The following is a 13,009-nucleotide window of genomic DNA, read 5'->3' on the forward strand; positions in this document are numbered from 1 at the left end:
GACCTGTCAGCACCGCAACCCCTCCGCACGAAGAGATTGCTCAGCCCTGCTGGTGGCGCTCATTGCGCCGAAGGGCCTCTTCGAGTTGGTCCTCAAGAATGATGATTCGGCAGGCCGAGGCCATGTCGGTGCCCTGGTCGCACATCTCCCGGGCCCTCGCGGCTAGGCGCAGTTGGTAGCGGGAGTAGCGGCGGTGCCCACCACTGGAGCGCTGCGGGTCGATCAGTTTGGCGTCGCCGAGTCGGCGTAGGAAGTCCTGCGAGCAGCCGAGGATCTCGGCGGCACGGCCCATCGTGTAGGCGGGGTAGTCCTCATCGTCGAGCATGTCATCGGGTTGAGCCATGGAACCTCCGTCACGAGGGCCCCGGTGCTCGGAAGCACCGGGGCCCAAGGGTTGTGGGTCAGGAACACCATCTACCGACAGAACGTCGGCTTGTCTTGTCCGCACCAGCCGTCAGGGACGACTTCGGGTGCGAGGATCGCATATGCGTGACCGGAGACCACCTCTCGTTCGATGGAAACTGCGGTGTCCGCGCCCAGCCCACGAACGCGACTGGCAGCGGGCGATCCAACGGTGTAATGCCCTCCCTTGCCTCTGGTTTCCTCTGTCGTACTCGGTGCTGTCCGTCGGTGTCCGAGCCCACGCGACTTCATGGCCCTGACACGTGCGACGAACACTTCTCAAGCTCGGGTGAAGCCCTGAACAAGCGTCGGCCCCACCCGCTGTCACACGCCTTCCACCTACCACCCGGCGACGGCAACTGCTCCGTCGCCGAGCTGAGCAGGCCCTACAGGCTTCCTGGGCCCCGCTCCTTCGCCCTCGTGCGGGGCGGCAACGTCAGCGTCTTTTTTTACTCTCTCGACCTCAGGAACATTAGTCAGCGACGGCACGAATGTCTAGCGCTTCGCTCATAGATATTCTGCCGACACGGACGGAGGTGCCCGCCGGCGTCTCGACAGCCGGGCGCGTCTCGAGGTTGGCCGGCATGCCGCGCAGAAAGTGCCCGGCGCCTGTCTACGGGTCGGCCGGCCTACGGCGTTAATAGGGCGTGACGTTCGAGGAGTACGCGTTCGCTCGCACGTCGGCGCTGGTGCGGCTCGCCCGGCTGCTGACCGGTGACGAGCATCGAGCCGAGGACCTGGTGCAGGAGGTCCTCGCCCGGGCGTACGCCCGCTGGGGCCGCATCTCGCGGACGGACCAGCCGGACGCGTACGTCCGGCGCATGCTCGTCAACACCCACAACTCGTGGTGGCGTCGGCTCAGCAGCCGGGAGATCTCGGTTGCCGCGGTGCTCGACCGGGCCGGCGGGGTGGACGAGGCCGCCGGGGTCGCCGAGCGCGACGCGCTGTGGCGGTTGGTCTGCGATCTGCCGGCACGTCAGCGCACCGTGATCGTGCTGCGCTACTACGAGGATCTGGACGACACCTCGATCGCCGAGATCCTCGCCTGTTCGACCGGGACGGTACGCACACATGCCAAGCGCGCCCTGGCGGCGCTGCGTCGACGACAGGATGCGACAACCCACGCCTGGGCGGGAGACCTCTGATGTTCAGTGACCTCGACGAGCAGCTCGCCAGCACGCTGAGGCATCGGGCGGGAGGCGACATCGACCCGACGCCGATAGTGCGACAGGCCCAGCACCGGGGCCGGCGGTTGCGTCTGCGGCGGCGGGGGCTGATCACCGGTGGCGTGGCGGCGGCGTGTGTCGCTCTCACCTCGGTGGTGCTGGCGATTCCGGGCGTTCGGAGCGCCGATGACCCGGTCATGCCGGCCGCGGCGCTGATGCTGCCGGAGGCGCAGAGCAACGGGACCGTACGCCCGGAGGAGGTCGGTGCCGATCCCGCGACCGTGCACTTCACGACCGAAGCCCTGGTGAGGGGTGCCGACGTCGCCACGTGGCGCACCGGTCGCGGCATCGAGAGCGTCGAGTTCCGGGGTCCGAGCGATCAGGCGCGTTTCGCGCTGGCGCGCAGCGAGGCGTTGCTCGACGGGCTCCAGCAGACGTTGTCCTCGCAGGGACGACCGCAGGGACGGACCGAGGTACGGGTCGGCGACCGCTCGGGGGTCGCCTGGTTCGATCCGTCCGGCGACCGAAGGCTGTGGTTCGTCCGCTGGCAGCCCGCCGACGGGCTCTGGGCCCAGTTGGACAGCTACGCGAGCACCCTTGACGACGCGACGGGTACGGCGAGCCGGGTCCGGTTCGACGGCGCCCACCGCTGCGTCGTGCCGTTCCGCCTGGAGTCGCTGCCGCCGGACGGACGGCTGCTGGAGTGCTCGGTCACGCTCGGCAGGTCAGCGCGGGACCCTTTCGTCGAGGGCGCTCTGGTGGTCGGTGACGCGTCCGGCCGTTGGCTGACTGTTCGGGCGCAACCCGCCCCGGCCCGCGACTCCCGGCCCGGCGATCTCGTCGCCGGCCCGTACCGGGCCCGCCGGCAGGGCAGCGACGTGCTGGAGATGACCGTCAAGCCCTGCGTCGTCGAGGCGTTCCGCAAGGGTTGGGGGAACGGCTACAGCGAGGCGGAGGGCCTGGCGATCCTCGGCGGTTACCAGCCGGCCCGCGATCTCACCCGCCCGGCGACCTGGTGACACGAGCCCTAGACGGGTCCCAGCAGGGCGGTCAACGTCTCGTCGCCCTGGCCGAGTTGCACAGCGTCCGTCGCGGGCGCGATCAGGAACCGTCGGCAGCCGTCGAGTTCCACGTACCGGTCGGGGCCTGCTCCTTCGAGGGGGCGCAGCACCGCGAAGCGGCTGGCCGGGGTGGCACAGTCGACGACCGCCCGGCGGTTGGACAACCCCCGGAGCACACCCGCCTGACGCTCGGCGGGCAGCGGGCCGCCGTACACGAAATCACCCGGCGGTTTCTCGCTCTCCTGAAGCGACGCCGGCACCTCGTAGACGCAGAGGCGCAGCGGCCCGGCGGTCGAGCGGGCCGGCGGAGGCGGCCCGGGGCGGCCGTTGCGGGTCTCCACCCACACCAGGTCCGTCCACTGCTGGGCGCATCCGGCGGCCTCGGCCGCCGCGGATTCGACCTGCCGGATGGTACGGGTGGCCACAGTGGTCCACTGCGGCCCGGCCAGAGCGGCGATCACCTCGGGGCGCGGCTTGTCGCAGGAGTCCGTCGGGATCCGCGGCCGCAGCCACCGTCCCCGGTCGTCGAGCAGCGCCACCCATGGTGGGATGACCAGGTCGAGGGTGCAGGCGACATCTCCACCGCCCTGCTCATCGGGTAGCCGCAGCGCGCTGAGCAGCGGCGCGATCTCCTTGGCGCGTCGCTCGGTGGCGACCTGCTCCTGGCCGCCGTTGGGGCCCGGTCGAATCTCCCGCCCGCAGGTCACGGCCGCGACGGGCGTGAACGTGGGGTCGATGCGACCGATCGTCGGCTCGTCCACGGCCGGCGACGACGCCTCCGTGGTCATCTCGCCGGCCCGGGGCGCGTCGGTGGCGCAGGAGGCCCACCCGTCGACGATCTGAGCCGGAGCGGGCTCGTCGGCCCGACCCGGCCCAACCGCCGTACCACCGCAGCCGCCCAACGTCATGCCGAGCAGCGCCACCGCGAGTGCCGTACGGGACGAGCGCATCCGGCTCACCACCTCTCCATCCGGGGATGAGACGGACGACGGGCAGCCGCGGTTCCGGCCGGGTGCTCGCTGCATCGCAGCCGGTGATCGACTCGGTCGCCATGATGTCCGGGTGTCAGTCGGCTCCGGACACCCCGACTTCCGTGCACGCGAGTGGATCAGACCCGCACGCCACGGCACCCGTATGCGCCGGCAGAATGGCCGAATGGCACATCTGGGACTTGTCGCGCTGCTGGTCAGGGAGTACGACGAGGCGATCGACTTCTACGTCGGCGACCTCGGTTTCGAGCTGGTGGAGGACACCGCCCGACCGGATGGCTCACGCTGGGTCGTGGTCCGCCCGGCGGGGGCCCGGGAGACGGCGCTGCTGCTGGCTCGGGCGAGCAGCGCCGAGCAGCAGGCTCGGATCGGCGACCAGACCGGCGGCCGGGTCGGGCTGTTCCTCAACACGGAGGATTTCGCCCGGGACCATGCCCGGATGGTGGCGGCCGGGGTGCGTTTCCTGGAGGAACCGCGGCACGAGGCGTACGGTTCGGTAGCGGTGTTCGTCGATATCTACGGCAACCGCTGGGACCTCCTTCAGCCTCGCAGCACAGAGTGACACATTAGCGACACTCCGCACACAAGGGATCACCCCGTCACGGTCCGCATGCTATTGTCCGATGTCGATCTACGCCGTGTGGACCCGGACCGGGTCGTTGTCGGAAGGACACTTCCCGATGCCGGCCGTTGCCACCCCAACCGTGCCGCCGCCCACGCTGGACAATCCGGCCGGCGGGGCCCTGGGCCTCATCTTCACCACGCTGCCAGCGTTGCTGCGGCTGAGCTGCGGGTTGTTCGGGGCGGCGGTGGCCGTGTCGGTGCAGACCCCGCCGGTGCGGCAGGCGGTGCTGCTGCCCGCTGTGGCGGTGCTGACCGGCTGGTCCCTCTGGTACGCACACCGGGCGTTGCGCCACGGCATCGGCCCCCGTCTCGTCGGCGGTGACGTGGCGGTCACCGCGCTGACCTGCCTGCTCATCCCGGTGCTGGTGGCCCCCGAGGTGCTGCCCGGCGAGGGCAGTTGGATCGCCGTGCTGGCCAGCACCACGGTGATCAACACGCAGGCCACGACCTCGGCGCGCTGGTCGATCCCGGCCGGACTGCTCGTGATAGCCACCTACGTCATCGGGGCGCAGGCCGCCGGCAACCCCACCGAAGCCCGGGCGCACGCGGCCACGCTGCTGGCACAGACCGCCTGCACGGCGATGATGGCGGCGGTCATGCGCCGACGCATCGGCCGGGCGGACCGCGCCTTCGTCGAACACCAGCGGCTGACCCGGGAGGCGTTGGTCGCGCGCGCCGCCCGCGAGGCCGAACGCCAGCAGAACCGCGACCTGCACGACACGGTGCTCGGGACGCTGACCATGGTGGGGCTGGGCGCGGTGGCCGGCCCTTCGGCAGTCTTCCGGGAACGCTGCGCGGCCGACCTGCGTACCCTCGTCACGCTCACCGACGTCGGCCCGGTGGCCGGCGACGGCCCGGTGCCGCTCGACGGGCGGTTGCGGTTGGTGGCCGGCCGGCTGCCCGAGCTTGCGGTCCGGCTGGACCTGGCGTCCTGCGCCGTCCCGGTCGGCGTGGCCGACGCGATCAGCGAGAGCGCCTACGCGGCGTTGTCCAACGTGGTCCGCCACGCGCAGGGCGCCGGGGCCACGCTGCGACTGACCCGCGACGCCATCGGCGTCGTGGTCGAGGTCGCCGACGACGGCCCGGGCTTCGACCTGGCTACCGTCCCCCCGCACCGGTACGGGTTGCGCGAGTCCATCCGTGGCCGGATGGCGACCGTCGGTGGCCGGGCCGACGTGCACTCGGCCGTCGGCGCGGGCACCCGGATTCGGCTGGAGTGGCCCGGTGTCGGCTGACCTGAACGCCCCGGCGACCGACGCGCCGGAGGCACCGAAGCGCACCAGCGTTCCGACGCCCCGGGAGCCGGACTCCCCCGCGGCGCTCGCCGCGCCGGCCGCCGTGGCGCACGCGTCCGACCGGGGTGCCCGGATCGCCGCCGTCGCCATCGCGTTGGCCTGGCACGTGGCGATCGCGCTGCCGGCGGTGCTGTCCGCCCGTGCGGAGTTCGCCGCGCCAGCGGTGGTGCTCGGCGCCTGGGTACTGGTCGCCGTGACCGGCGCGGTCGCCGGGGTACGGCTGCTGCAAGGCTCACCACTGCCACCGTGGCCGCTGGCCGGGCTGCTGCTCGTCGTCGACGCGGCCGTCTTCGCGGCGGCCGGTGAGCGGCAGTTGTTCACCGCCGCCAACTGGGTGTGGGGCACGCTCGGCTGGTTCTTCGTGCTGGCGGTGTGGGGCCGGCGCGTCGCGGGGCTGATCGCGCTCCTCGGCACGCACGCGTTGATCGCCCTGGTCGCCGTGCTCGGGCACGGCCCGGACCCGGCCGACGTGGCCCGCTACGTGATGTACGTCTACGGCACCTTCTCGCTGCCGGTGGCGGTCTTCGTGGGCAGCACCGTCATCGTCGGCCTGGCTCGGGAACGGGCCGCCGTCTCGGCCGCCGGTCACGCGATGGCCGCCGAGCGGGACGCCGCCGAGCGGGGCCTTCGGGAACGCCGGGACCGGCTCGCCCTGGTCAGCTCGGCGGCCGGGCGGGTCCTCGGGGACCTGGCCGCCGGCCAGGCCGACCCGGACGACCCGGAGGTGCAGCGCCGCTGCATGCTGGCCGCCGCCCGACTGCGCCGGCTGATCGCCGAGTCCGACGATGTGCCCGACCCGCTGTTGCACGAGTTGCGAGCCGCCGCCGACCTGGCGGAACGCAACGGCCTTCCGATCGACCTGGTCACCATCGGCACCCCGCCGCCGCTGCCGGTGGAGGTCCGCCGCCGACTGGCCGACCCGCTCACCGGCACCCTCGCCGACGCTCGCGAATGGGCGCGTCTGACAGTGGTCTCCGGCCCGGACGAGGTGGTGGTCAGCCTGGTCACACCGGACCGGGAGGGGCCGGAGTCGACCGGCCCGCCCCCCGGGGAGCACGACGACGGGCCGGTGGAGTACCTCTACGAACGGGACGGAAACATCAGATGGGCGCAGACCCGGTGGCGGCGGTGACCGGCGATCGACCGGTCGGGGTGGCGATCGTCGACGACCATCCGGTGGTGGTCGAGGGGGTCCGCGCCTGGCTCGCCACCGAGCCTCGCCTGACGGTGCTCGCCACCGGCGACGACCCGGACGCGGTGCTGCGGGCGGCACCGCACGCCGACGTCATCCTGCTCGACCTGCGACTGCACGGGCGGATGGCGTTGGACAAGTTGGCCGAGCTGAGCGCCGCCGGCCGGCGGGTGGTGGTCTATTCGGAGCACACCGACCCGCAGACGATGCTCGCCGCGCTGGACGCCGGGGCGGTGGCGTTCCTGGCCAAGCACGAGGGCCGGGAACACTGCGTGGAGACGGTGCTGGCCGCCGCGAGCGACCGTCCGTACGTGCCGCCGGCGCTCGCCGGTGCGATGGTCGGCGACCCACGGCCGGACCGGCCGATGTTGTCCGACAAGGAGCGTGAGGCGCTGCTGCTCTGGTTCCAGTCGATGTCCAAGGCGTCGGTGGCCCGGCGGATGCAGATCAGCGAGCACACGGTGAAGCAGTACGTCGACCGGGCACGGATCAAGTACACCCGGGCGGGGCGACCAGCCGCCACAAAGGCGGCGCTACTCGCCCGTGCGATCGAGGACGGTCTCGTCCGCCCGGAGGAGATCGGCATCTACCGGTCACAGGCGACGCACGACCGGCCGACCCCCTAACAGGCGTCATGACAGGGGCGCTGCGGTCCGGAAGGCTTCCTTACACAGCCAGCTGACCGGAAGGTCGTGACGATGCACGCCGACGCGTCCCCCTTCTTCATCGGTCCCCACCGGTTCGACGCCCCCGACGACGACGTGGGCCCGACCCTGGACCGCCGCTACAACCTGCGACCGATGCCCGGCGAGCGGTTGCTCGGGCGACACCGGCTGCTGGTCGCGGGCTACCTGCTCGGGCCGAGCGAGGTGCGACGCCGCTGGCAGTTGCCCGAGCCGGTCGCGGTGACCGTCACCGACCAGCGGATCTGCTGGGTGGGCAGTGGCTCGCACCTGTCGCTGGTCGCCGACGGCACGCACCGGGCCCGGCCGCCGGCTCGACACAACGGCCTGATGAGCGGTCAGATCCGCTGGCAGTGGCCGTCCCGGTTGGAGCTGCCGACGAGCGCGCCGGACGCGCCGGCCCAGCTGCTGATCGTCTGCGACGCGCTGCGCACCATTCAGCAGCCGGCGTTGGCCCTCAGCGGAATGACAGCCGAGGTCGTGGCGCTGGCCCGGCAGGTCCGCCGGGCGGTTGCCATGTTCCGGCTCAACCGTCCACAACTGGTCGACCTCTCGGCCCAGGAGCGCGACGTGCTGCTGCTGCGGGCCGGCCCCGGTCTGCTCGCCGGCGACACCCGGATCACGCTGCCCGGCTCGTTGCCGGTGGAGTTCCACTCCCGGGACGACTACTACCGCTCAAGACCGGACCCGACCTCGTGGGGCGGGCTCGCCGGCGGCGCAGCATCCGGGCAGCGGTGACACCGACCGCCCGCGTCGGTGGACACCGCTGTGTCCGGGCTCCAAACGATCCGGCCTGCTGAGGCGTACGTCGAAGCCCCTGGCCCGCCGAGAATGTCGCCGTCGGTGTCAGGCGCTGGAAGCGGGGTGTTCGGCGGCGGCGTCCAGAGCGGCGGCCTCCTCCGGCGTGGGCGCGCTGCCGCCCAGGTGCGCGGGCTGCCACCAGGTGTCGTCCGGGCCGGCCGGGGTGTCCGGATAATCCCGCTGCGCCCGGTCGACGAGGGCGCTGAGGCGGGTGGTCAGCTCGGCGGCCAGCACGTTCGGGTCCGGGAAGTCCGCCGGGTTGATCGGCTCGCCGATCAGGATGGTGATCGGCGTGTGCCGCCGGGTCAGGGTGCGCGGGCGGCCCTTGGTCCAGAGGCGCTGGGTGCCCCACAGCGCGACCGGCAACACCGGCACCTTCGCCGAGCGGGCCATCCGGACGGTGCCGCTCTTGAGCTCCTTCACGGTGAACGACCGGCTGATCGTCGCCTCGGGGAAGACGCCGACGACCTCGCCCTGCTTGAGCGCGCCCACGGCGGCGCGGAACGAGGCAGCGCCGGCCTGCCGGTCCACCGGGATGTGCCGCATACCGCGCATCAGCGGGCCGGAGATCTTGTGCGTGAAGACCGAATCCTTGGCCATGAACCGCACCAGCCGGCCCGAGGCGTTCGCGCCCAGACCGGCGAAGACGAAGTCGAGGTAGCTGACGTGGTTGCTGGCCAGCACCGCCCCGCCCGTTCGGGGTACGTGGTGGGCGCCCTCAATGATGATCTTCAGGTCGAGGACCCGGAACAGCGTCTTGGCGGTGGCGATAACGGGCGGGTACACGAGCTCCGGCATTCGCAGAATCTACCCTGACCGGCCGAGGATCGGCTGGGTGGAGAGCCGGCGGCGGCGCGGGAGACGCGCCACCGCCGGCTCGGCGGCCTGATCGGTCACTCGGCGAGGTTGTCCAGGTCCAGCCGACCCCGGGCGAACGCGTCCACCCGGCCCCAACGACCGGGGATGTCCAGCACCTCGATGCGACCCATCCCCACCGGCAGCCGTGGCTCGACCGCCAGGTGACCCTCGTGCGGCTCCAGACCGAGCATCGTGCGCAGCAGCAGCAGCGGGGTACCTGTCGACCAGGCCTGCGGGCTGCACGCCGTCGGGTACTCCACCGGGAACTTGGTCAGCTCCCGCGGGTAGCCGCCGAACGCCTCCGGCAGCCGGCCGTCGAAGTACGTGGCCGCGTCCAGCATGCCGTTGGCGATGGTCGCGGCCTCCTCGGCGAAGCCGTAGCGGCGTAGGCCCCAGGCGATGAACGAGTTGTCGAACGGCCAGATCGTGCCGTTGTGGTAGCCGATGGGGTTGTAGCGGGCCTCCCCCTCGGCGAGGGTGCGCACCCCCCAGCCGGAGAAGAGCCGCGGCCCGACCAGGTGCGCGGCGAGCTTCTCCGCCCGCTCGGGTTCGACGATCCCGCTCCACAGCAGGTGGCCGATGTTGGAGCTGAGGATGTCGCACTGTCGACCGTCCGGGTCCAGGGCCAGGGCGAAGTACTCGCCGTCGTCCACCCACCAGTCCCGGTTGAACCGCTCCTTCAGCTCTGCCGCCTCCCGCTCCAACTGGTCGGCGAACTCCGGGTCGCCCCAGAACTCGCGCGCCAACCGGGCCGCGCGGACCTTCGCGTCGTACGCGTACCCCTGCACCTCGCAGGTGGCCCGAGGGAACGGCGGCAGCGTGCCGTCGGAGTAGGAGATCGAGTCCCAGGAGTCCTTCCAGCACTGGTTCTCCAGGCCGGTGTCGGTGTTGCGTCGCTCGTACCAGATGTAGCCGGTGCCCACCAGGTCGGCGTAGTTGTCGATCCACCTCAGCGCCGCCCGGGACTCCTGCTCCAACTCCTTGACCAGCGCGACGTCCCCGCTCCACCGCTCGTACTCGTCGAGCAGCACGATGAACAGCGGCGTCGCGTCCACCGAGCCGTAGTACGGCGAGTGTGGCTGCTCCTCGAAGGCCGCGGTCTCGCCGTAGCGCATCTCGTGCAGGATGCGCCCCGGGTCCTCGTCCCGGAAGTCGTCGAACCGGCTGCCCTGCAGGGACGCCAGAATGCGCAGCGTCGTCTTCGACAGCTGCGGGGTGAACGGCAAGGTCTGCAGGCAGGTGAGGATGCTGTCCCGGCCGAACATGGTCATGAACCAGGGCAGACCGGCGGCGGGCAGGGTGGCGCCGCCCAGCGACAGCGGCGAGAAGCGCAGCGCCGCCAGGTCGATCAGACTGCGCCGGTACGTGCTGGCCACCCGGCCGTGCTCACTGTTGACCTTCGGTGCGTCGGCGATCCACTTCTCCAGGTCGTGCTGGAGGGCGAGCCGCTCGGTGCCGTGTGTGCGAAGCCCGAACCGCAGGTCCCGGCCGCCGGGCCCGACCGCGTGGGTCTGGACGTCGATCGAGGCGTCCCACTGCTCGTTGGGCTCCAGGTGCACGGTGTAGGAGAAGCCCTTGCTGTCGTACCGGGCCGACACCGACGACGAGATGGTTGTCTCCCGCCGGAAGTTCCCCCGCCGGTACCCCAGCGTCAGCCGGTCCGACTCCACCTCGGTGTAGATCTCGCCCTTCTTGTTGAGGATCTCGTCCTTCACCTGGAACAGGTCGGCGAAGTCCGACGCCGCGTCCATCCGGACTTCCAGGTCGACCGGCTTCTCGTCGTGGTTGAGGATGGTCAGCTGCTCACAGAAGCTGCCGCCCACCGCGCGCTCGCGGATGATCGACAGCTTCGCGTCCACGTAGTGCGTGGCCATCCCCGGGACCAGGAAGAATCGCGACTCGAAATACTGCAGGTCGTCGTAGGAGAGCGAGTTGAGTCGCTCACCGTTGATGGTCAGCACCCAGGTCGACAGGAACCGGGTGTCGATGGAGAAGAGCCCGGTGGGCTCGCTCGGCGTCGCCTCGATGTCACCGGTGTCCTCGCAGACGACGAACGTGTTGCCGTCCAGGATCCGGATCGTGTTGCTCTGCCCCATCAGTGCTCCTCCCCCGCGAATCGCCGGCGCGGCCCGCGGGCGTCCGGGGAACCCGGAAAGATCCGCTCCACCTGTACGACGAGGCGAGCGTCACCCGACACCGTCATGTCCCCCCGCAACAGCGCGGCCAGGCCGTGCTCGCGCCCCGAGGCGATGTCGTCGAAGAGCAGCGGGCTGGCGCCGATCACCGTGTCGGCCTCCTGCTCCTCCTGACTGACGTTCAGCCGGCCGTGATCGATCCTCAGCAGCCAGTGCCGGGTCTGCGCCCCCTCGTGCAGGTCGATCCGCAGCGTCCCGGAGGTCTTGGCCAGCAGGGGTTCGTACCCCCGCCGGTCCAGGTCCTCGAAGAACCTCGTGGTCGCGTCCACCATCGGGTCCACTCCTCCCAGTTGCCGGGCCGGGGATCCCACCCACCGCGCTCGCGTCGCACGGACGGCCGGCGTTGCACGTCCCCGCACGGGTCCCCGCCGCTCCCCCGCCCAACCTCGCCCAATCCGGGTGAGCAGGGGGTGGAGACGCCACGCGCCGGCCCTCCCGGAAGGGAGAGCCGGCGCGCGCCGCGGCGGACGGGTCAGTTGTTCGGGTCGTCGGCGCTGATGTCGGCCAGGACCGACTGCGGTTCGCGCTCGACCGCGAGGTCACCCATCGACACCAGGCCGACCAGGCGCCCGTCGTCGATCACCGGAAGTCGGCGTACGGCGTACGTCCGCATCAGGTCCGCGGCGGCCACGGCATCGTCGTACTGACTCACCGTGATCACGTCGCGAGTGGTGATCTGGTTCAACCGGGTCGAGCCCGGGTCCATGTTCTCCGCGACACCGCGGACCGTGATGTCCCGGTCCGTGACGATGCCAACCACACTGTCACCATCAGTAACCACCACATCGCCGATCGCGCTGTCGCGCATCTCCTGCGCGGCGGCGATGAGCGTGTCGTTGCCGTCCATCGTCACCAACCGGGTCGTCATGAACTCTCCGACCGTTGTCATGGTGCTCCCCTCTCGGTGTCGGCACGGCCCGTCTACCCGCCGCCCGGGAGGGGGTAACGCCGAGTGCCCGCCGGGGCTGTCCGTGCGGGTGTCGCACCCGCCCGCAGCGTCGGGCCCGCCGGCTCGGTCCCGTCGCTGCTCGTGCCGGCGCCCATCGCCCACCCCTCCCCGACGTCCCGCAAGGGCGAGGTAGGGCGGTTTACCCGTCGACGGGCGGCACCGGCGCGCGTCGACCCCGCCGCCTACCGTGGGCGGATGAGAACGGACGAGGAGGAGCTGCGGGACCTGGTCGCGGGCAGCAGCTGGCTGACCCGGGCACTGGCGGTGGTACGTGATTCCGGGCTGCCGGACGCCTGGATCGGCGCTGGCGCGCTGCGCGACCTGGTCTGGGGCGAGCGGTACGGCGACGGGTTCGACCCGACGCGGGTCCGCGACGTGGACGTGGTCTTCTTCGACCCGGCGACGCTCACCCGAGCCGACGACGACCGGGCCACCGCGTTGCTGACGGCGATGTGGGCGCAGCCGCCGTGGGAGGCTCGCAACCAGGCCGCTGTGCACACCTGGTACGCGACCACGTTCGGCGGCGACCCGATCGAGCCGTACCGAAGCGTGGCCGAGGCGGTCGCCACCTGGCCGGAGTACGCGACAGCGGTGGCCGTCCGCCTGGACCAGACCGGGCGGCTGGACGTCTGCGCGCCGTACGGCCTGACGGATCTGCTGGGCGGAGTGTGGCGGCACAACCCGGCCCGGGTGGACGTGGCCCGGTCGCGGCAGCGGTTGGCCCGGCACCGGCCGGCGCAGCGCTGGCCCGGTGTGACAGTGATCGAGCCGGGCTGACCGACCGTGGGCCGCTC

Annotated in this window: 14 protein-coding genes; 8 read left to right on the forward strand and 6 right to left on the reverse strand. The window is 71.6% G+C overall.

All coding sequences use genetic code 11. From position 1 onward, the window contains the following. Positions 1-40 precede the first annotated feature (40 nt). Positions 41-343 (reverse strand): MerR family transcriptional regulator, encoded by a 303-nt coding sequence (locus ACZ6NZ_RS28010; protein ID WP_203122548.1) that lies wholly within the window; start codon positions 341-343, stop codon positions 41-43. Between the two features lie 706 nt (positions 344-1,049). Here ACZ6NZ_RS28010 and ACZ6NZ_RS28015 point away from each other — a divergent pair. Next, a complete protein-coding gene (locus ACZ6NZ_RS28015; RefSeq protein WP_465860960.1) occupies positions 1,050-1,547 on the forward strand; it encodes a SigE family RNA polymerase sigma factor in 498 nt (165 codons plus the stop codon). Continuing rightward, positions 1,547-2,587, forward strand: coding sequence for a hypothetical protein (locus ACZ6NZ_RS28020; protein WP_465860961.1), 1,041 nt, complete (start codon positions 1,547-1,549; stop codon positions 2,585-2,587). Before ACZ6NZ_RS28015 ends, ACZ6NZ_RS28020 begins: the two co-directional genes overlap by 1 nt. An 8-nt stretch (positions 2,588-2,595) precedes the next feature. On the opposite strand, the gene ACZ6NZ_RS28025 is transcribed toward ACZ6NZ_RS28020, so the two are convergent. Then, entirely contained in the window at positions 2,596-3,588 is a 993-nt protein-coding gene (locus tag ACZ6NZ_RS28025; RefSeq protein WP_465860962.1) for a hypothetical protein, read from the reverse strand. 196 nt (positions 3,589-3,784) lie between these two features. On the opposite strand from ACZ6NZ_RS28025, the gene ACZ6NZ_RS28030 reads away from it, so the two are divergent. The 5 genes from ACZ6NZ_RS28030 (at position 3,785) to ACZ6NZ_RS28050 (ending at position 8,150) form a co-directional block, all read left to right on the forward strand. Then, positions 3,785-4,180 (forward strand): VOC family protein, encoded by a 396-nt coding sequence (locus ACZ6NZ_RS28030; RefSeq protein WP_465860963.1) that lies wholly within the window; start codon positions 3,785-3,787, stop codon positions 4,178-4,180. Between the two features lie 118 nt (positions 4,181-4,298). Continuing rightward, a complete protein-coding gene (locus ACZ6NZ_RS28035) occupies positions 4,299-5,477 on the forward strand; it encodes a sensor histidine kinase (RefSeq protein WP_465861126.1) in 1,179 nt (392 codons plus the stop codon). After that, positions 5,467-6,669 (forward strand): hypothetical protein, encoded by a 1,203-nt coding sequence (locus ACZ6NZ_RS28040; protein ID WP_465860964.1) that lies wholly within the window; start codon positions 5,467-5,469, stop codon positions 6,667-6,669. Before ACZ6NZ_RS28035 ends, ACZ6NZ_RS28040 begins: the two co-directional genes overlap by 11 nt. After that, positions 6,642-7,355 (forward strand): response regulator, encoded by a 714-nt coding sequence (locus ACZ6NZ_RS28045; RefSeq protein ID WP_091405585.1) that lies wholly within the window; start codon positions 6,642-6,644, stop codon positions 7,353-7,355. Before ACZ6NZ_RS28040 ends, ACZ6NZ_RS28045 begins: the two co-directional genes overlap by 28 nt. A 72-nt stretch (positions 7,356-7,427) precedes the next feature. Then, positions 7,428-8,150 (forward strand): hypothetical protein, encoded by a 723-nt coding sequence (locus ACZ6NZ_RS28050; protein ID WP_465860965.1) that lies wholly within the window; start codon positions 7,428-7,430, stop codon positions 8,148-8,150. Positions 8,151-8,258: 108 nt separating this feature from the next. On the opposite strand, the gene ACZ6NZ_RS28055 is transcribed toward ACZ6NZ_RS28050, so the two are convergent. From ACZ6NZ_RS28055 to ACZ6NZ_RS28070, 4 genes are all read right to left on the reverse strand, one after another. Then, positions 8,259-9,011 (reverse strand): lysophospholipid acyltransferase family protein, encoded by a 753-nt coding sequence (locus ACZ6NZ_RS28055; protein ID WP_465860966.1) that lies wholly within the window; start codon positions 9,009-9,011, stop codon positions 8,259-8,261. 95 nt (positions 9,012-9,106) lie between these two features. Further along, positions 9,107-11,167, reverse strand: a complete 2,061-nt coding sequence (locus ACZ6NZ_RS28060) for an amylo-alpha-1,6-glucosidase (protein ID WP_465860967.1) — start codon at positions 11,165-11,167, stop codon at positions 9,107-9,109. After that, on the reverse strand, positions 11,167-11,538 hold the full coding sequence (locus tag ACZ6NZ_RS28065) for an SCP2 sterol-binding domain-containing protein (protein WP_465860968.1): 372 nt from the start codon (positions 11,536-11,538) through the stop codon (positions 11,167-11,169). The genes ACZ6NZ_RS28060 and ACZ6NZ_RS28065 overlap by 1 nt, the downstream gene beginning before the upstream one ends. 200 nt (positions 11,539-11,738) lie before the next feature. Then, a complete protein-coding gene (locus tag ACZ6NZ_RS28070) occupies positions 11,739-12,155 on the reverse strand; it encodes a CBS domain-containing protein (RefSeq protein WP_030333361.1) in 417 nt (138 codons plus the stop codon). Between the two features lie 255 nt (positions 12,156-12,410). Here ACZ6NZ_RS28070 and ACZ6NZ_RS28075 point away from each other — a divergent pair, with 255 nt between their 5' ends. Then, the gene (locus ACZ6NZ_RS28075) at positions 12,411-12,992 is read left to right on the forward strand and encodes a nucleotidyltransferase family protein (protein WP_465860969.1); all 582 of its coding nucleotides are present in this window, start codon (positions 12,411-12,413) and stop codon (positions 12,990-12,992) included. Positions 12,993-13,009: the final 17 nt, after the last annotated feature.

This window comes from Micromonospora sp. NPDC047756, from assembly GCF_055587245.1.